Raw genomic sequence first — 18978 nt, forward strand, 5'->3', positions numbered from 1 at the left:
ATCAAGCCGAAAACTTGTGGTTTCGCAATTTAGTCTAAAGATCGAGAACCCAGGTCTGCCCGTTGAGTTCGGGGCCGAACATGCGGTGCTTCTCCTCGGATACGAGCTGAAAGCCAGCCTTCACATAGATGGTGCGCGCGGTAGACAGGATATCGTTGGTCCAGAGCGAGATCTGCCGGTAGCCCTTGGCTCTGGCGAAGCGGATGCATTCGTCGACCAATGTCTTTCCAAGGCCGAGCCCGCGCGCCGATTTGTCGATGTAGAGGAGCCGCAGCTTGGCGATGCCGTCGCCGCCGTTGGTCATCAGGACGGAGCCGATGTTGACGCCGCCACGCTCGGCGATCCAGCCGTATTCCATGGCCGGATCGAAATTGGTGAGGAAACGGCCCGCGACTTCGGCAATGAGGCCCTCGAAGCGCATGTCCCAGCCATATTCCTCGCTATAGAACTTTGCCTGGCTCTCCACGATCCAGCCGATATCGCCGGAGCGGTGCGGACGGATGACCAGAGGCGGCAGCGTCGCTTCGGGATCCAGCAGGGACCGGATCGTCTTCATCGCCGCGACGACATTCTGCGGTTCGCCTGCCGCCAGTTTGTCGAAGCGTCCGGCGATCTGGGCGTTGGAGCGTCTCACGAGGTCCTGGAATTGTTGACGTCCCTGGTCGGTGACAGAGATGATCTGGCTTCGCCGATCGTCGGGATCGGGCGTTGTCTCCATCAAGCCTTCGGCCTTGAAACGCTTCAGGATGCGGCTGAGATAGGCCGGGTCCAGGTGAAGGTCGCGGACCAGCGCCACGGCGCTGACGCGTTCCTGCGAGCCGACTTCGAAGAGCACGCGGGCGTCTGTCAGCGTGAATTGTGTGTCGAGATAGGCCTTGTTCAGGACTCCCAGGAAGTTGGTGTAGAAGCGATTGAAGTCGCGGGCGGCGTCGATAAGGGCGGAATCGGACATGGATCAGGTCTCCTGTTGAGAGACCCTGTCCTTCAATTGATTGACTGAGTCAACTAAATTGTGGCGGCTAGACTATCGACTTAGTTTTGGCCCTGGCCCGCGCGCTGATTGGTCGCAGGCTCGCCAACGCAGGTTAGCTATGCTGAAACGGTGGTTGATACGGGGGTATGTTAGATGACATTGGTCAATTCTTATGCAAACTACCAAAAGGGTAACCTATGGCTGATCATCACGTCGTCGTTGTTGGAGGAGGCTTCGGAGGGCTGCAACTCGTAAACGACCTTAAAGGCGCTGGTGTCCGCATTACGCTCGTCGATCGGCGCAATCACCATCTGTTCCAGCCCCTGCTATACCAAGTCGCCACAACGATTTTGTCGACCTCAGAGATCGCCTGGCCGATCCGCCATCTCTATAGCGACCGCCCCGAAGTGACGACGCTGCTGGGCGATGTCTCGGGCGTCGATACCGGCACGAAGTCGGTCACGCTGCGCGACGGCAACGTCCTGAAATACGATACGCTGGTGCTCGCCACGGGTGCGACCCATGCATATTTCGGGCGCGACGACTGGGCGCCGGTGGCGCAGGGCCTGAAGACGCTCGAGGATGCGACGACGATCCGCCGCCGCGTGCTCCTGGCCTTCGAACGGGCCGAGACCGCACGCGATCCGGCCGAGCGCGATGCATGCCTGACGTTCATCATCATCGGCGCCGGCCCGACCGGTGTGGAGCTTGCCGGCATCATCGCCGAACTGGCGCACAAGACGCTGCCGCGAGAGTTCCGCAACATCGATACGCGCAAGGCCAAGGTCATCCTCGTGGAAGCCGGGCCGCGCGTCCTGCCGACCTTCGTGCCCGAACTGTCCGAATATGCCTTGAAGGCGCTCAACGATCTTGGCGTCGAAGTGCGGCTTGGAAAGCCGGTCACCGAGTGCACGGCCGAGGGTGTGCAGATCGGCGAGGAGTTCATCCCGAGCCGGACGATCAGCTGGGCCGCCGGTGTTCAGGCGTCGCCGGCCGCGAAGTGGCTGGGCATCCCGGCGGACCGCGCCGGCCGCGCGATCGTCGAGAAGGATCTGACGGCACCGGGGCTGCCCGAGGTCTTCGTCATCGGTGACACCGCTTCGGTGACGCAGGAGAGCGGCGCGCCGGTGCCGGGTGTCGCACCCGCCGCCAAGCAGCAGGGCGCCTTTGTCGCCAAGGTCATTCACGCACGGATGAAGGGCAAGACGCCGCCGGCCTTCAAGTACAAGCACCAGGGCAGCCTGGCGACGATCGGCCGGAGTGCCGCGATTGCAGATTTCGGCAGGATCAAGCTCAAGGGCGGACTTGCCTGGTGGATCTGGGGTATCGCCCACATCTACTTCCTGATCGGCACGCGTTCGCGCTTTTCGGTCGCCTGGAGCTGGCTGTGGATCTTCCTCAGCGGCCAGCACAGCGCCCGCCTGATCACGCAGCGCGAGACAATCGCCGACGAGAAGTAAGCCTCGTCGGACTATCGCGACGACCAATCCAAAGCCTCCGGTGCGAACCGGGGGCTTTTCTGTTTCTGGTGTATGCAACGAAAAAGCCCCCGTCGGATGACAGGGGCTTCGGTTTTCGACTGATGGAGCGGGCGAGCCCGCTATCCGTTCGATCAGGCCGCCAGCGAGGCGATGTCGATGACGAAGCGGTAGCGAACGTCGCTCTTCAGGACGCGTTCGTAGGCTTCGTTGACGTCCTGGATGTTGATCTTCTCGATTTCCGAGACGATGTTGTGCTTGCCGCAGAAATCCAGCATTTCCTGGGTTTCCTTGATCGAGCCGATCATCGAGCCGGACAGGCTCTTGCGGCCTGGGATCAGCGAGAAGGCGTGAACCGGGATGGCATGCTCCGGCGCGCCGACGATGACCATCGAGCCGTCAACCTTCAGCAGGTTCAGATAGGCGTTCCAGTCGATGGCGACGCCTGCCGTGCAGATGATCAGGTCGAAGGTGCCGGCGAGCTTTTCGAAGGTCGATGCGTCCGAGGTCGCATAGTATTCCTTGGCGCCGAGGCGCAGGCCGTCTTCCTTCTTCGAAAGCGTCTGCGAGAGAACGGTGATGTCGGCACCCATGGCCGCACCGATCTTCACGCCCATGTGGCCGAGGCCGCCCATGCCGACGATCGCGACCTTCTTGCCGGGACCGGCCTTCCAGTGTGCGAGCGGCGAGTAGAGCGTGATGCCGGCGCACAGCAGCGGTGCGGAAGCGTCGAGCGGCAGGTTATCCGGGATCGACAGGACGTAGCCTTCCTTGACGACGATCGAGTCGGAATAACCGCCCTGGGTTGCCGTCTTGCCGTCGGCTTCGACGCTGTTGTAGGTCTGGACGAGGCCCGGCATGTAGTGCTCGTTGTCGACGTCGCGGGTGGCGCAACCGACGCAGCTGTCAACGAAGCAGCCAACGCCGACGCGGTCGCCGACCTTGAACTTGGTGACATTGGCGCCAACGGCCGAAACGATGCCGGCGATCTCGTGGCCCGGTACGATCGGGTAAACGGCATTCTGCCATTCGTTGCGAACGGTGTGAATGTCGGAGTGGCAGATGCCTGCAAACTTGATGTCGATGACGACGTCGTCCGCGTTCGGTTCCCGACGCTCGAAGGTGAACGGCGTCAGCGGCTTGGAGGCGTCTGTAGCAGCATAGCCTTTTGCGATAGCCATGGGAAAACTCCATATATTTAGAGGGGTGGTTCGGACCGGGGCATTTATGCCGCAACGCAGTAAGAAGCGTTAGAGCGATCCTCTCTCGTTTTTGCACGATCCTGCAAAAGTCGCTTGGCCTGCAAAACTCAGCCGACCTGCAAAAGTCGCCGGGCGATCTATTTGCGAAGCGGCAATTCCATTCTACATAAGCCTCCAATACGGCGACGAGGCCGTTCCCACCGGAAAGTGCGACTGATGAGCTTGCTGTTTAACCGCTACCAGGAGATCGCGTCGATCGCGGGCCGTTTCGCGCTTGCCGAAGGCGAGGTGCAGACGGGGATCGACGGGCTCGGGATCAGCCGCCGCACCACACCGAGCGCGCCTTGCCACAGCAGCTATCGGCCATGTTTCGCCATGGTCATCCAAGGGGCGAAAAGCCTGCAGCTGGGCGGGGATACCATCAACTACGGAGCGGGCGATTATCTTCTGACTTCGGTCGATCTGCCGGTCACGTGGCGGGTGGTGGAGGCGAGCGCCGAGGTGCCGCATCTTTGCATCACGCTTGCGATCAATAGCGAGAAACTTCTGCATCTGCTCAGCCGCTCGACGATACAGCGCAGCGCGACACCTCCATCCGGCCAGCGCGGCATCGTCGTCAATGCCGCGACGCCGGAGCTTCTCGATGCGGCCGTGCGGCTCCTGCGCTTGCTTGATAGTCCGGCGGATATCGCGGCGATGGCGCCGCTGATCGAGCAGGAAATCCTCTATCGCATTCTCACGGGACCTGCGGGCGACCAGCTGATCGATATCGCCATGGCCGACAGTCAGGGCAACCGGATCGCTCGCGCGATCGCCTGGCTGCGCGAGAATTTCGCGCGGACGCTGCGCATCGAGGAACTGGCCGAGCACGTCAACATGAGCGTCTCGTCGTTCCATCATCACTTCAAGTCGATCACGGCGATGACGCCGGTGCAGTATCAGAAGCAGATCCGGCTGCACGAAGCGCGGCGTCTTATGCTGATCGAGCGGCTGGACGCCGGCACCGCCGGGCACCGCGTCGGATATCAGAGCCCGTCACAGTTCAGCCGCGAATATAGCCGTCTATACGGGATGTCGCCGGCGCGCGATGTGGATGCCGTGCTGAACGCTGCCGAATAAACAAGCGCGGCACGCCGAAAATTTATGCTTCTGCATTTTGCGGGCTCTTGACGAGAGATTGCTTCTGGGCGATAAGCGCTCACGAACCGTACCGTACGGTACTTATCGGGAGCGAATGCCGTGTCTGTCGAAAACTTGGAGCCCAGCGAATTCTCGCCGCGCCAGAACGCCGTTCTGGAGCAGGCGCTGCGGTTGCTCGTCGATGGCGGCGAAAAGGCGCTGACGACGTCGGGCGTCGCGCGCGCGGCCAATTGCTCCAAGGAAAGCCTCTACAAGTGGTTCGGTGACCGCGACGGCCTGCTGTCGGCGATGATCGCCTACCAGGCGAGCAAGGTGCGCACCTTCGAGCGCAACGGCGAGCGGCTGACATCGGCCAGCCTGCATGACCATCTCGTGATTTTCTCGCGTGATCTGCTGGAGGTTCTGGCGGGTGACGTGTCGCTGGCGCTGAACCGGCTGGCGATCGGCCAGTCGCCGCGCGACGGCTCGAAGCTCGGCAAGCTCTTGCTCGAGCGCGGCCGCCGGCAGATCGACCGCCGCGCAATGGGGCTCATCGATTCCGGCAAGAGGGCAGGGCTTCTGCGCTTCAACGATGCCGACGAAGCCTATCACACACTTTACGGCCTGATCGTTTCCGACCTGCATGTGCGCATGCTGCTTGGAGACACCACGGGCGTTACGGATACCGCGCGCCAGGCGGAAAAGGCGGTGACCGCCTTCCTCCGGCTCTACGGGACGGAGAAGGCGCTGGCCGACATGCCGGCCGTCGTCTGACGACAGATTTACCGAATACTGACAGTCTACAAGACAAGCAAAGGGAAGGACAATTCAAATGCGCGTCTATTACGATCGTGATGCAGACCTCAACCTCATCAAGTCCAAGAACGTCGTCATCGTCGGCTACGGCTCCCAGGGTCGCGCCCACGCGCTGAACCTGAAGGACAGCGGTGCTGCCAACGTCGCCATCGCGCTGAAGGCCGGTTCGCCGACCATCAAGAAGGCAGAAGCCGACGGCTTCAAGGTCATGACCGTTGCCGACGCCGCCAAGTGGGGCGACCTGATCATGATGGCGACGCCTGACGAACTGCAGGCCGACATCTACAAGGCCGACATCGCCGGCAACATCCGCGACGGCGCTGCCATCGCATTCGCACACGGCCTCAACGTTCACTTCGGCCTGATCGAGCCGAAGGCTTCGCTCGACGTCGTCATGATCGCACCGAAGGGCCCGGGCCACACGGTTCGCGGCGAATACCAGAAGGGCGGCGGCGTTCCTTGCCTCGTTGCCGTTCACCAGAACGCTTCGGGCAACGCTCTTGAACTCGCTCTCTCCTACGCCTGCGGCGTCGGCGGCGGCCGTTCGGGCATCATCGAAACCAACTTCCGCGAAGAGTGCGAAACCGACCTTTTCGGCGAACAGGTCGTTCTGTGCGGCGGTCTCGTCGAGCTGATCCGCGCCGGCTTCGAAACGCTGACGGAAGCTGGCTACGCGCCTGAAATGGCCTACTTCGAGTGCCTGCACGAAGTGAAGCTCATCGTCGACCTGATCTATGAAGGCGGTATCGCCAACATGAACTACTCGATCTCGAACACCGCTGAGTGGGGCGAATACGTCACCGGTCCGCGCATCATCACCGAAGAGACCAAGGCCGAGATGAAGCGTGTCCTCAAGGACATCCAGACCGGCAAGTTCACCTCGGACTGGATGCAGGAATACCGTGCCGGCGCTGCCCGCTTCAAGGGTATCCGCCGCGTCAACGACGAGCATCCGATCGAAGAAGTCGGCGCCAAGCTGCGCGGCATGATGCCTTGGATCGGCAAGAACAAGCTGGTCGACAAGGCTGTCAACTAATCGATGGCAACAGGCTGGCCGACGTCTTGGCCAGCCCCATCTGCTGAAAATGAGAGGCCGGTGCGAAAGCGCCGGCCTTTTACTTTTGGGCGCGCATCGACAGCCAGCGTGTCGGCTTGCCGTCGTAGCCGCTGCCGTCTCCCTCGCTGATGACGACGCTGTGCCAGCCGGCTGAGCTCAACAGATCGGACAGAAGTTCGGCGGACAGGTAGTTGTAATAGCGGCCGAAGCCGTCGTGTCCCTCGTCGTTGCCCGCCTTGAAGGTGGCGTGGAAGTGACCGCCGGGCTTCAGTGCGCGCAGGATACGGGCGAAGACATCGGCGAGCTGCGCGCGCGGCACATGCAGGAGGCTCGCCTCGGCCCAGACGCCGTCAAAGGCCTCGTCCTCGTCCAGTTCCTCGAAGCGCATGATTTCGACCGGGCGACCGAGCAGGGTTTCGGCCTCGCTTGCAAGCTCCGCGGAGCCGTCTGTCGGGGTAACGTCGAAGCCCTTGGAGAGCATGTAGGCGCTGTCATGGCCGGCGCCGCAGCCAAGTTCCAGAACGGCTGCACCCGGCTCCAGTTTCGAGAGAAAGGCATCGAGACGGCGGATCGGCAGCGTTCTCTCACGCGCGGCATAGGTCGCGGCGTTGTCTCTGTAGAAGGATGAGGTCGGTTCGTCGGACATGATGCCTTGCCTCGTCAGATGGGAGGCAAAGCATATTGCAAAACGTATATATAAAACGTTGCGACGCGCCACGCACGGCCGGACGCTCCGTCCTAGTTCGAAGCGTCACACCGATCTGCGGCCATTCACGGCATGATACAGCCACAGCACGACGACCGCGCCGATGACGGCGACGACGAGGCTGTAGATGTTGAAGCCGGTGACGCCGGAGGCGCCGAAGAAGGTGAAGATGACGCCGCCGACGATGGCGCCGACGATCCCCAGCACGATGTCCATCAGAATGCCTGAGCCGGTCTTGTTGACGATCTTGCTGCCGATGAAGCCGGCGATCAGTCCGAGAATAATCCACCCGATGACAGACATCTTGTTTTCCCCTCCTTGAATGGGCGGACAATCCGACCATCTTTCAGCATCAGCTAAAGTTGTCATGGCGGAATTCAAGGCTCTAGCGGGCCTCATGTTGTGTTTTTGCTCTTCGTTTCAAAACAACACCGAAGGAGAATGACATGGGATTGTTTGATGATGCCGTTCCCGGTGGGAACATCTCGAAGCCGATCATGATCGCGCTCGGCGCGCTTCTCGTCGGCAAGCTGCTTGGCGCCGGTGGCAAGAGCGAGCCGGAACAGCCACAGCAGCCGAACCAGCAAGCGGGCGGCGGCGGCGATTCTGGCGGATTGCTGGGCGATCTCGGAGGACTGGCGGGCAGCCTTGGTGGTCTCGGCGGATTGGGCGGATTGCTCGGCAAGCTGGCTGAGGCCGGGCAGGGGTCGGTGGCCGATTCCTGGGTAAAGCCCGGCCAGAACCAGCCCATCGCTCCCGGTAATCTGGAAAGCGCACTCGGCTCGCAGACGATCAGCGATCTGGCGCGCCAGGCGGGGATCAGCGAGCAGGAGCTGCTGACCCAGCTTTCCAAGGTTCTCCCTGGTGTCGTCGACAAGCTGACGCCGCAAGGGCAGATCCCAAGCCAGGCGCAGATCGCGGCACTTCTGCGCTCCTGATCATCAGACATGAAAAGGCCGGCAAAGGTGCAAACTTTGCCGGCCTTTCGTCGTGATCGGATCTATCCGGTGGCTTACGCCATGATGCGGCGAGTCCAGCCGCGCTGGTCGTTGGTGACGCCCTTCTGCAGGCCGACCAGTTCGTTGCGCAGTTCCGTCGTCAGCTTGCCGGTCTCACCGTTGCCGACCTTGAATTCGCCGCCTGCGTGGCGGACGAGGCCGATGCCGGCGAGCACGGCGGCGGTGCCGCAGGCGAAGGCTTCGACGAGCTTGCCGCTGGCCGCATCAGCCTGCCACTCCGCGAAGGAGTAGGGGCGCTGCTCGACCTTGAGGCCCTTTTCCTCGGCGAGAACGATGACCGAGGCGCGGGTGATGCCTGGGAGGATCGTGCCGCCGAGCGGCGGGGTGACGACGGTGCCGTCGTTCATCACGAAGAAGACGTTCATGCCGCCGAGTTCTTCGACCCAGCGATGCTCGGCCGCATCGAGGAACACGACCTGATCGCATTCCTTCTTGGCGGCCTCGGCCTGCGCGACGAGGCTGGCAGCATAGTTGCCGCCGCATTTCGCTGCACCCGTGCCGCCGGCGGCTGCGCGCGTGTATTCGGTCTCGACCCACAGCGATACAGCCTTGGCGCCGCCCTTGAAGTAGGCACCGACAGGCGAGGCGATGACGCAGAAGATATATTCCTGCGCCGGGCGAACGCCGAGGAAGGCCTCGTTGGCGAACATGAAGGGACGCAGATAAAGGCTGCCGTCACCCGACGGAATCCAGTTCTTGTCGATGCGGACGAGCTCTTCGACCGCCTTGAGGAAGAGCTCTTCGGGAACCGGCGGCATGGCCATGCGCTCGGCCGACTGGTTGAAGCGGCTGGCATTCTGTTCCGGCCGGAAGAGGAGGATGCGGCCATCCTCGGCCTTGTAGGCCTTCATGCCCTCGAAGATTTCCTGGGCGTAGTGCAGGACAGCACTTGCCGGATCGAGTTCCAGCGGGCGGCGCGGGGTGACCTTGGCATCGTGCCAGCCCTTGTCCGCGGTCCACTTCGCCAGCACCATGTGATCGGTGAAGACCTTTCCGAAGCCGGGTGTTTCGAGAGCCTTGATGCGGTCCGCGTCGGAGACCGGCGAGGTATGGAATTCGATCTTGATTTCGGGAGTATTCGACGACGCGGTCATTTCCTGGCACCTTCATAGCCTGTGGGATTTCGGCGGCGACACTACTGCCGCAGCGTGTGCTTTGCAAAGGCCGATTCGGCCTGTTTTCGGATTGAAATTGCGGAAAATTGTCATGGTAGCAAACAAATAGGTCAGCAATGTTGACTTATCATTTATTGCGTGGTCTTGTCCAGTAAAGACAAAAAATTTCGAGGAAACCCCATGCTGAATTGGGAAAACATCTTTGCAACCCGCTCGTCGCGCATGCGCGCTTCGGAAATCCGCGAACTCCTGAAGCTTCTCGACCAGCCCGACATCATTTCGTTCGCGGGCGGAATTCCCGATCCGGCGCTGTTTCCGGACAAGGAGTTCAAGCAGGCCTATTCTGATATCTTCGACAGCACGGCGGTCAACTCGGCGCTGCAATATTCGGTCAGCGAAGGCTACAAGCCGCTGCGCGAATGGCTGGTGGGCGAGATGGGCAAGCTCGGGATTGCCTGCGGCCTCGACAACGTCTTTATCGTGTCCGGCTCGCAGCAGGGGCTCGATTATCTCGGCAAGCTGTTCCTGTCGCCCAACGACACGGCGCTGGTGACGTGGCCGACCTATCTCGGCGCGCTGCAGGCATTCAATGCCTATGAGCCCGCCTATGACCAGCTGACGCCCAACGGAAACCGCACGCCGGCGTCCTACCAGGCGCAGGCGAAGGAAGCCGGTGGCAAGGTGAAGTTCGCCTATCTCTCCGCCGACTTCTCGAACCCGACCGGCGAGACCGTCGACCTTGAGGGCCGCCAGAAGCTGATCAAGCTCGCCGACGAGATGGACATCGCCATCATCGAGGACGCTGCCTATCAGTCGTTGCGCTATGACGGCGAGGCGATCGCGCCGATCCTGTCGCTCGAGATTGCTGAGAAGGGCGATATCGACAAGACCAGGACGATCTATTGCGGATCCTTCTCCAAGACGCTGGCGCCCGGCCTGCGCGTCGGCTTCATCGTCGCCAACGCCCCTGTCATCCGCAAGCTGGTGCTGATGAAGCAGGCGGCCGATCTGCATTCCTCGACGATCAACCAGATCGCCATCGCCGAGGTCGCCCGCAAGGGCTTCGACGCGCAGGTCGCCAAGATCAAGGCCGCCTACAGCAAGCGTCGCGACGCGATGCTGGCTGCGCTTGCAAAGCATATGCCTGCGGGCGTGAGCTGGACGAAGCCGGAGGGCGGCATGTTCGTCTGGGTGACGCTGCCCAAGGGCATGGACGGAGCGAAGCTGCTCGCGAAATCGATCGAGACCGTCAAGGTCGCCTTCGTGCCGGGCCGCGCCTTCTTTGCCGATGGTTCGGGCGAGAACACCTTGCGCATGAGCTTCTCGTCGAGCAACGAAGAGAAGATCGAGGAAGGCATCGCGCGGCTCGGAAAGCTGATCGCGGGCGAGATCGGCGGCCACTGAGCCGCCGACCGTTTCGGTTTTATTGATCGAGGTGTGGGCCGAGCAGGGATAGATCGGCCTCGCCAAGCCTGTCGCTAGCGGTGTTGCGCTGGTGCCAGTAGGGATAGAGCAACTGCGGCAGGCTGACATCGTCGAGCCGCTTGCGCTCTTCCGCCGACAGCTTCAGGTCGGCCGCCGCCAGATTGTCCTTGAACTGCGCTTCCGTGCGTCCACCGATGATGACCGACGTCACCGCCTGGCGACCAAGCAGCCAGGCGAGCGCCACCTGGGCCGCCGAGACGTTGCGGCTTTCAGCGACCGACACCAGCGTTTCCACGATATTCCAGAGGCGGTCCTCATCGCGGATCGGCGGCTCGGTCCAGCCGGCGAACTGGCGGGTGCCTTCGGGGGCGGCCTGGTTGCGGCGGTGCTTGCCCGACAGAAGACCGCCGGCGAGCGGGCTCCAGACGAGCACGCCCAGCCCCTGGTCGAGGCTGATCGGCAGCAGCTCGAATTCGGCATCGCGGGCTTCCAGCGTGTAGTGGATCTGCTGGCTGACGAAGCGCTCGCGGTGCTCGCGCTCGCTGATCCCCAGCGCCTTCATGATGTGCCAGCCGGAGAAATTGGAGCAGCCGACGTAGCGGACCTTGCCCTGCTTCACGAGCGTATCGAGCGCCTCCAGCGTCTCCTCAAGCGGCGTCTGGCCGTCCCATTCGTGCACCTGGTAGAGGTCAATGACATCGGTCTTCATGCGCTTGAGGCTGGCTTCGCAGGCGCTGATCAGGTGGTAACGCGAATTGCCGGCGTCGTTCGGGCCTTCGCCCATCGGGAAGCGGGCCTTGGTGGCGATCAGCGTGCCGTTCTTCCTGACGCCGCCGAGGATTTCACCGATGATCTCCTCGGATGCACCGGCCGAATAGACGTCGGCCGTGTCGATCAAGTTGACGCCGGCGTCGATGCACATGTCGACGAGGCGACGGGCTTCCGAAACGCCGAGGTCGCCCACGGTCTTTGCCCAGCCCTTACCGCCGAAGGTCATGGTGCCCATGGTGAGGGTCGAAACTCTGAGGCCCGAACGGCCCAATTGACGATATTCCATAAGACTTCCTCCTGTCCCGAAATCGAAAATGAAAACGCGGGCTAGAAGATAGGGGTGAGGGGAACGGGTCAAGGGGCGGACGGTGCGGTGATCGGTGAATAGCAGCTGTCACAATCGTGTTAATCCAGATGTCTAATGAACGGCCTTCCATCACCGAGGGCATTATCCATGAAGATCATCGTTTCCGCCGCAGCCCTTCTCGCTGCAAGCCTGTTTGCCATTCCCGCATCCGCCGAAAACCTGGTGCTCTACACCAGCCAGCCGAACGAGGATGCGCAGGCAACCGTCGATGGCTTCATGGCCGCCAACCCCGACATCAAGGTCGACTGGGTGCGCGACGGCACGCCGAAGATCATGGCCAAGCTGCAGGCCGAGATCGAGGCCGGCAATCCTGTTGCCGACGTTCTCCTGATCGCCGACACCGTGACGCTGGAGCGCCTCAAGGAAGCCGGCAAGCTGATGGCCTACAAGTCGCCTGAGGCTGCCAACTACGACGCCTCGCTTTTTGACGCCGACGGCTACTACTATTCGACCAAGCTGATCACGACAGGCATCATCTACAACACGTCCGCTTCGCTGAAGCCGACGAGCTGGAAGGACCTGACGAAGCCGGAAGCCAAGGGCCTCGTCACCATGCCGAGCCCGCTGACCTCGGGTGCTGCCCTCATCCACGCGCAGACGCTTGCCGGCGTCGATGGCCTCGGTTGGGACTTCTACAAGGATCTGGCTGCAAACGGCGCAACCGCTGCCGGCGGTAACGGCGGCATCCTCAAGGCCGTCGCTTCGGGCGAGAAGGCTTACGGCATGATCGTCGACTACATGCCGATCCGCGAAAAGGCCAAGGGCGCACCTGTCGAGTTCGTCTTCCCGACGGAAGGTGTTTCCGCTGTGACCGAGCCGGTCGGCATCCTCGCCAGCGCCAAGAACGCCGACGCCGCCAAGAAGTTCGTCGATTACGTGCTCTCCGAAAAGGGCCAGGAAGGCTTCGTCAAGCTCGGCTATATTCCTGCTCGCAACGGCATGAAGCTTCCGGAGGGTTTCCCGGCACGTGACACGATCAAGGTGCTGCCGATCAACGCTGCCGCCGCGCTGAAGAACACCGATGCCGACCTGAAGACCTTCTCGGGCATCTACGGCTCGAACTGATCTCATCTCGATGTACGGATATGTGCGTCCCGGAAACAGCCAGCCCGTCTGGCTGTTTCCTTTTATCGTTCTGATCGTTCTCATTCTCAGCGTGCTGCCGCTTGCGCGGCTGGCGATGACGGGTGTTGCAGCGCTCGCTAATGGCGGCGCGATCGCGGTTCTGTCCGATCCTGCGCTCTGGTCGGCGACCTATTACACGCTGGTCACGGCCGTCTTCGGCACGGTCATTTCGCTTGCGATCGGCTGCGCCTTCGCCTTCCTGCTGACGCTCACCGATATCAGGGCCAAGGGGCTGATCAGCTTCCTCTTCGTGCTGCCGATGATGATCCCGCCGCAGGTGACGGCACTAGCCTGGGTGCAGATGTCGGGGCCGTCGAGCCCGCTTCTGAAGGCGCTGCATATCGCGCCGCCGCTGGGCTCGCCGCAGCCGCTCTATTCGATCGGCGGCATTGCCCTGCTTTATGGCGTGCAGCATGCGCCGCTGGTCTATCTGGCGCTGCGGGCGAGCCTGATGTCGCTGCCGCGCGATGGGGTCGAGGCGGCTCGTCTTTCGGGGGCCTCGAGCTTCCGGGTGTTTCGCGACATCATCCTGCCGCTGTCGCTGCCCGGGATCATCGCTGGAGCGGCTATCTCCTTCGTTTCCTGCACCGGCAATTTCGGCATTCCCGCCATTCTCGGCATTCCGGCCTCGATCTACACGCTGCCGACGCTGATCTTCACAAAGTTCTCGGCCTTCACCAGCCGCACCTTCGGCGACGTGGCGCTGCTCTCGGCGATCATCGCGATCATCTCGGTGGCGGGGCTCGCCATTCAGGACCGGGCGCTGCGCGGGCGAGACTATCGCGTGCTCGGTCTCGCGGGCGCGACCGCCACTTTCGAGCTCGGATACTGGAAGCTGCTGTTCGCTCCGGTGCTCTGGATCGTCATCTTCTTCATGCTCGCCGCCCCTTTCTTCGCGCTGCTCGCGGGCGCGCTGGTGCCGGCCTATGGTGTGCCGCTGACCTTCAAGACGATGACCTTCCACGCCTTCTCCGAGATCCTGTTCAAACAGGCGGTGACGCGCACGGCCTTCGTCAATTCGCTGTCGCTGGCAGCGGGTACTGCGATATGTCTCCTCGTGGTGACTGTGCTCACTGCCTATGCGCTGACGCGGCGCAGGGATCTGCTTGGGCGTGTGGTCGCCAGCGTCATCGAGATCCCGTATTCGCTGCCGGGGATCGTCGTCGCGGTGTCGTTCATCCTGGTCTTCGCCGCACCGATCCCGCTGATCAACGTGACGATCTACGGCACGGTCTGGATCATCCTGATCGCCTATCTCTCGAGCTTCTTCGCCGTCAGCCTCAAGCCCGTGGTCAGCGCCTTCCACCAGCTCGATCCGGCGCTGGAAGAGGCGGCGCGGCTTTCGGGGGCGGGGTTTTTCCGGCGGCTGAAGGATATCATCGTGCCGCTGATCGCACCGGCGGCCGGCGCCTCGGTGATCCTCGTCTTTTTGATCGCCTGCAACGAGCTCACCATCTCGGCGTTGCTCTGGTCGGCGGGCACGCAGACGCTCGGCGTCGCCATCTATAATCTCGATGACAGCGGCAGCTCCGATCTCGCTTCGGCGCTGTCGGTGCTTGTCGTTCTCATGGTCGTTTTCATGATGCTGCTTCTGGAACTGATGGCAAAGCGGCTGCCGAAGGGAGTTGTGCCGTGGCGAAACTGATCCTCAATCGCGTCGCCAAGGATTTCGGCACCGGCCGGGCCGCCGTCTCCAACCTTTCGATCGACGTGCGCGAGGGCGGCTTCCTGGCGCTGCTCGGGCCGTCCGGCTGCGGCAAGACGACGGTGCTCAGAATGATAGCCGGCTTCGAGACGCCGACGGACGGGTCGATCCATCTCGGCGAGAGGCTGCTTGCCGACGCCTCGCAATCGCTGCCGCCGGAAAAGCGCAACATGGCGATGGTGTTCCAGTCCTATGCGCTGTGGCCGCATATGAGCGTTGCCGACAATGTCGGCTATCCCCTCAAGGTGCGCGGTATCTCGGGGGAGGCCTATCGTAAAAAGGTGGGAGAGGCGCTATCGACCGTGAGGCTCGAAGCCTATGCGGAACGGCGGCCGGCCGATCTCTCGGGCGGGCAGCGGCAGCGCGTGGCTTTGGCGCGCTGCCTCGTGACGTCGCCCGACGTGGTGCTGCTCGACGAACCGCTCGCCAATCTCGACCGGCACCTGAAGCAGGAGATGGAGGAGACGTTTCGCGAGTTCCACCAGCGTTCTGGCGCGACGATGGTCTATGTCACCCACGACCAGAGCGAGGCGATGGCGCTGGCGACCGATGTCGCGGTGATGTCGGAAGGGCAGCTGCTGCAGGTGGCGCCGCCGGATGAGATCTATGCGCGGCCGGAAGGGCGTGTCGTCGGCGGGTTGATCGGGCGCGGGGCTATCCTCTCGCTGATGTCTCCTGATGGTGATGTCAGGCAACTCGATTGGGCGGCGGTCGAGCCGCTGTTTGCGGGTGAGGGCAGTTCGGCTTTGCGGTCGGATATTCTGGTGCGGCAGGAGGATGTCATCCTCGGCGGGGAAGGGATCGCGGCAACGGTCGAATCCGTGCTCTATGAAGGCGAGCGCTACGCGGCCCGGCTCAGGCTTGCGGATGGGCAGATTCTCAGGGCTTTCAGCCGGTCGAGGCTTGCCGTCGGCGATGAGGTCCGGGCCATCGTGCGCGGCGCATGGCGGCTATGATCGGCGAAGCGGGCTTTCCGAAGCGGGATTTGCTCTCTAGTGTTGGCGCAACGCCAATCGGAAGTGCCTGATGTCGCTACGCATTGCCACCTTCAACGTCGAAAACCTCATGACGCGGTTCGACTTCACCGGATTTCGAAACCAGCTGCGCCAGGACCGGGTGATCAAGCTCTTCGAGGTCAGAAGCGAGGGCGTCTACCAACAGCTGGAACAGGCGCGCGTGGTCGCGTCCACAGACGATACAAGGCAGATGACGGCGCTGGCGATTGCCGACGCGGATGCCGATATCCTCTGTCTGCAGGAGATCGACAACATGGAGGCGCTGCAGGCCTTCGAATACGGCTATCTCTTCCGCATGGTCGGCAACGGCTATCGGCAGAAATATCTGGTCGAGGGCAATGACAGCCGTGGCATCGACGTCGCCGTGCTGATGCGCGAGGAGACACGCGACGGACAGAAGATCGAGCTTGTCGAGATCAAGAGCCATGCGATGACCACCTATCGCGATCTTGATCTCTTCAACGACGAGCTCGCGGAGCACGCGCATCTCGACGACAAGATCTTCAAGCGTGACTGCCTGGAACTCGATCTCAGGATCGGCGGCGTGCCGGTGACGCTCTATGTCGTGCACTTCAAGTCGATGGGCGGGCCGCGCGAGGGTGTCGACGGTCGACGCTACACGATGCCGGTTCGCCGGGCCGAGGCAAAGGCGGTGCGGGGGATTATCGAGGGCCGATTCGGAGCCGGCAACACCGATGGAAAGCGCTTCGTCATCTGCGGCGACATGAACGACTATCAGGAGCGCGTCGACGTGATCGGGCGGCGGCGGACGGGCTATTCGTTCAAATATGAGGACGAGAGCGAAAGCGCGCTCGACGAATTCAGCCGCGACGGCTTCGCGGAAAACGTCGTGCGGCGTCGTGATCCTCTCGACCGCTGGACGCTCTATCACGCGCGTGGGCCGGAGGAGCAGTGGCTGTGCCAGCTCGATTACATCTGGCTGTCGCCGGCGCTGGCTAAGACCAATGCCGGGCGGCTGCCGGAGATCATTCGCAACGGTCAGCCCTTCCGCACGGTGTTTCCGCCGGGGCAGGAGGTCGAGCGTTATCCCCGCACCGGCTGGGACCGGCCGAAGGCGTCGGATCATTGCCCCGTTGTCATGGAACTCGATTTGAAATGAATGGATTTGAGATGGATTTTTCAGAGGATTTCGTCGGCTGGCCGGAGCCGCGCACGGTGTTTCCGATCGCGGGCGTCGATCTCAGGGTTCTGCCTGGCGACCATCCGTTCTACAGCGCCAATCGCGAGGCGATCGCGGAGAACTGGGTCAGCGAAACGGCGGCCAATTTACATCTTTTCGATGGCCGGATGATTTTCCAGAAGCGGCTGGCGCTGACAAGCGAGGGGCTTGCGGGCGAAGGGTACATGATTCCCTTCTCCACCTTCATGTATTGGCGGCGGCAGCCGGAGCGGCAGGGCGGCATCCATCTCTTCGCCTATCCCGTCATCGAAAGCAGCGATGGAGCGCTGGTGGCGATCCGCATGGGGGCGCATACGGCCAATCCCGGGCAGGTCTATTTCGCGGCGGGTTCGCTGGAGCCGGAGGATACGTTCGACGGACGCTGCGATCTGGAACACAACATGCGCCGCGAGGTGCTGGAGGAGACGGGTTTCGACCTTCGTGATGCGCAGGCCGGCGAAGGATATTTCGCGACCTATCATCGGCGCACGGTCACCGTGCTCAAGATGTTCCGATTCGACCTGACGGCCGACGAGATCGTCGAGCGGATCCACGCCCATATGCTGGTTGCCGACGACAAGGAAATTGCGGGTGCCGTTGCCATCCGCTCGGCTGATCCGGAGGCCTATTCCTATAACTTCGCGATGCTACCCGTCATCGACTGGTACTTCCATAAGTCTTCGCTCACCTAACGCCTTGCGCTCGCTCAAGCGGTCGGGCAGGTTGGCGACACGAGGATCGATACAAGGAGGCCGATGTGGCGCGCAGCTACAGCGTCTATGACGTATTCACCAATCGCAAGCTGACGGGCAACCCGCTGGCGGTCATCTTCGATGGCGACGATCTGAGCGACGAGGCGATGCAATCCATCGCCAAGGAACTGAATCTCTCCGAGACGGTCTTCGTACAGGCATCCGGCAATCCGGCCCATGTCGCCAAGATCCGCATTTTCACGCCGGGCCGGGAACTTCCCTTCGCCGGGCATCCGACCGTTGGAACCGCGATCGCGCTTGCTGAACGCATCCATGGCGGCGCGACGATCGATCTTGTCTCGGTGCTGGAAGAGAATATCGGGCCGGTGCGCTGCGCGGTGCGGCTGAACGAGGGGGAGGCGAGCTTCGCGGAATTCGACCTGCCGCGCAAATCGCAGCAGATCACCATGCCGCTCGATCGGATCGGCATCGGCAAGGCGCTATCGCTGAAGACGAGCGAGATCGGCTTCGAGAATCACGTTCCCTCGCTGTGGACGGCCGGCGTACCGTTCCTCCTGGTGCCGGTGCGCGATATCGGCGTGGCCGAGCGGCTGGATTTCGATCCGCAGCTTTGGGAGGCGACCGTGCCCTTCGTCGATGGGGCCTTGGCTTCCGCCTACATCTATTGCCGTGGTGGCGTGAACCACGTCGCGAAATTCCATACGCGGATGTTTGCGAGTGGGATGGGGATCGTCGAGGACCCGGCGACGGGATCGGCGGCGGCGGCACTATCAGGTGCGATCCACCATTTCGACCGGCTGCCGGACGGTCATCACGACGTCATGATCGAGCAGGGGGTGGAGATGGGGCGCCCGTCCTTTATCCACCTGCATATGGATATCGAAGGCGGGGCAATTTCGAACGCCCGGATCGGCGGCCAGGCGGTGCGGCTTGCGACCGGTACGCTGGACCTTTGATTTCATTGGATTTCGGCAACGCACAAAAAAATCGCGTTTGTTGAAAGAATTTTCGGAAGGGCGCTAGACAAGCCGAACGATCCTGTTTATACGCCCTCTCACACCACGCAACATAGCGCGGACGGGTGATTAGCTCAGTTGGTAGAGCAGCTGACTCTTAATCAGCGGGTCGTAGGTTCGAGCCCTACATCACCCACCATTTCTTCAAAGAAATCAAAGTATTGCAGATGCAACA

Annotated in this window: 18 protein-coding genes and 1 tRNA gene; 13 read left to right on the forward strand and 6 right to left on the reverse strand. The window is 62.1% G+C overall.

The window, feature by feature from the left end; genetic code table 11:
- Nucleotides 1–34: 34 nt before the first annotated feature.
- A complete protein-coding gene (locus tag ACCD05_RS04605; RefSeq protein ID WP_413391306.1) occupies nt 35–952 on the reverse strand; it encodes a GNAT family N-acetyltransferase in 918 nt (305 codons plus the stop codon).
- Nucleotides 953–1170: 218 nt separating this feature from the next.
- Between ACCD05_RS04605 and ACCD05_RS04610 the strand changes: the two genes are divergently transcribed.
- Nucleotides 1171–2433: an NAD(P)/FAD-dependent oxidoreductase gene (locus ACCD05_RS04610; RefSeq protein WP_111562008.1), complete on the forward strand. Its 1263-nt coding sequence runs from the start codon at nt 1171–1173 to the stop codon at nt 2431–2433.
- 152 nt (nt 2434–2585) lie between these two features.
- On the opposite strand, the gene ACCD05_RS04615 is transcribed toward ACCD05_RS04610, so the two are convergent.
- Nucleotides 2586–3632 (reverse strand): NAD(P)-dependent alcohol dehydrogenase, encoded by a 1047-nt coding sequence (locus ACCD05_RS04615; RefSeq protein ID WP_047505580.1) that lies wholly within the window; start codon nt 3630–3632, stop codon nt 2586–2588.
- A 237-nt stretch (nt 3633–3869) separates the two neighbouring features.
- Here ACCD05_RS04615 and ACCD05_RS04620 point away from each other — a divergent pair, with 237 nt between their 5' ends.
- From ACCD05_RS04620 to ilvC, 3 genes are all read left to right on the forward strand, one after another.
- Nucleotides 3870–4772, forward strand: coding sequence for an AraC family transcriptional regulator N-terminal domain-containing protein (locus tag ACCD05_RS04620; RefSeq protein WP_413391309.1), 903 nt, complete (start codon nt 3870–3872; stop codon nt 4770–4772).
- A gap of 120 nt (nt 4773–4892) precedes the next feature.
- A complete protein-coding gene (locus ACCD05_RS04625; protein WP_037178795.1) occupies nt 4893–5546 on the forward strand; it encodes a TetR/AcrR family transcriptional regulator C-terminal domain-containing protein in 654 nt (217 codons plus the stop codon).
- A 58-nt stretch (nt 5547–5604) separates the two neighbouring features.
- Entirely contained in the window at nt 5605–6624 is a 1020-nt protein-coding gene (ilvC, locus tag ACCD05_RS04630; RefSeq protein WP_018900336.1) for a ketol-acid reductoisomerase, read from the forward strand.
- Nucleotides 6625–6703: 79 nt separating this feature from the next.
- Here the strand turns inward: ilvC and ACCD05_RS04635 are convergent, their stop codons facing one another.
- Both ACCD05_RS04635 and ACCD05_RS04640 read right to left on the reverse strand, forming a co-directional pair.
- Nucleotides 6704–7291: a class I SAM-dependent methyltransferase gene (locus ACCD05_RS04635; RefSeq protein WP_413391311.1), complete on the reverse strand. Its 588-nt coding sequence runs from the start codon at nt 7289–7291 to the stop codon at nt 6704–6706.
- Between the two features lie 105 nt (nt 7292–7396).
- Nucleotides 7397–7654 carry a GlsB/YeaQ/YmgE family stress response membrane protein gene (locus ACCD05_RS04640; RefSeq protein ID WP_413391313.1) on the reverse strand — a complete coding sequence of 86 codons (258 nt, stop codon included), beginning with the start codon at nt 7652–7654 and terminating at the stop codon, nt 7397–7399.
- A gap of 143 nt (nt 7655–7797) precedes the next feature.
- Between ACCD05_RS04640 and ACCD05_RS04645 the strand changes: the two genes are divergently transcribed.
- Nucleotides 7798–8289: a YidB family protein gene (locus ACCD05_RS04645; RefSeq protein ID WP_047505570.1), complete on the forward strand. Its 492-nt coding sequence runs from the start codon at nt 7798–7800 to the stop codon at nt 8287–8289.
- A gap of 74 nt (nt 8290–8363) precedes the next feature.
- Here the strand turns inward: ACCD05_RS04645 and ACCD05_RS04650 are convergent, their stop codons facing one another.
- Nucleotides 8364–9464, reverse strand: a complete 1101-nt coding sequence (locus tag ACCD05_RS04650) for a branched-chain amino acid aminotransferase (RefSeq protein WP_413391315.1) — start codon at nt 9462–9464, stop codon at nt 8364–8366.
- Between the two features lie 201 nt (nt 9465–9665).
- Between ACCD05_RS04650 and ACCD05_RS04655 the strand changes: the two genes are divergently transcribed.
- A complete protein-coding gene (locus ACCD05_RS04655) occupies nt 9666–10889 on the forward strand; it encodes a PLP-dependent aminotransferase family protein (RefSeq protein ID WP_413391317.1) in 1224 nt (407 codons plus the stop codon).
- A 19-nt stretch (nt 10890–10908) separates the two neighbouring features.
- Here ACCD05_RS04655 and ACCD05_RS04660 read toward each other — a convergent pair whose 3' ends face one another.
- The gene (locus ACCD05_RS04660; protein WP_413391319.1) at nt 10909–11967 is read right to left on the reverse strand and encodes an aldo/keto reductase; all 1059 of its coding nucleotides are present in this window, start codon (nt 11965–11967) and stop codon (nt 10909–10911) included.
- Between the two features lie 168 nt (nt 11968–12135).
- On the opposite strand from ACCD05_RS04660, the gene ACCD05_RS04665 reads away from it, so the two are divergent.
- The 7 genes from ACCD05_RS04665 (at nt 12136) to ACCD05_RS04695 (ending at nt 18942) form a co-directional block, all read left to right on the forward strand.
- Nucleotides 12136–13113 carry an ABC transporter substrate-binding protein gene (locus tag ACCD05_RS04665; RefSeq protein WP_413391321.1) on the forward strand — a complete coding sequence of 326 codons (978 nt, stop codon included), beginning with the start codon at nt 12136–12138 and terminating at the stop codon, nt 13111–13113.
- Nucleotides 13114–13123: 10 nt separating this feature from the next.
- Nucleotides 13124–14818, forward strand: coding sequence for an ABC transporter permease (locus tag ACCD05_RS04670; RefSeq protein WP_413391323.1), 1695 nt, complete (start codon nt 13124–13126; stop codon nt 14816–14818).
- Nucleotides 14806–15834 carry an ABC transporter ATP-binding protein gene (locus tag ACCD05_RS04675; RefSeq protein WP_413391325.1) on the forward strand — a complete coding sequence of 343 codons (1029 nt, stop codon included), beginning with the start codon at nt 14806–14808 and terminating at the stop codon, nt 15832–15834. Before ACCD05_RS04670 ends, ACCD05_RS04675 begins: the two co-directional genes overlap by 13 nt.
- Nucleotides 15835–15904: 70 nt before the next feature.
- A complete protein-coding gene (locus ACCD05_RS04680) occupies nt 15905–17014 on the forward strand; it encodes an endonuclease/exonuclease/phosphatase family protein (RefSeq protein WP_413391327.1) in 1110 nt (369 codons plus the stop codon).
- An 11-nt stretch (nt 17015–17025) separates the two neighbouring features.
- Nucleotides 17026–17766: an NUDIX hydrolase gene (locus ACCD05_RS04685; RefSeq protein ID WP_413391329.1), complete on the forward strand. Its 741-nt coding sequence runs from the start codon at nt 17026–17028 to the stop codon at nt 17764–17766.
- Between the two features lie 65 nt (nt 17767–17831).
- Nucleotides 17832–18743: a PhzF family phenazine biosynthesis protein gene (locus ACCD05_RS04690; RefSeq protein WP_113010188.1), complete on the forward strand. Its 912-nt coding sequence runs from the start codon at nt 17832–17834 to the stop codon at nt 18741–18743.
- A 123-nt stretch (nt 18744–18866) separates the two neighbouring features.
- Nucleotides 18867–18942, forward strand: a tRNA-Lys gene (locus tag ACCD05_RS04695).
- Nucleotides 18943–18978: the final 36 nt, after the last annotated feature.

Source organism: Rhizobium sp. Rhizsp42 (genome assembly GCF_047304155.1).
Classification (GTDB): Bacteria; Pseudomonadota; Alphaproteobacteria; order Rhizobiales; family Rhizobiaceae; genus Rhizobium.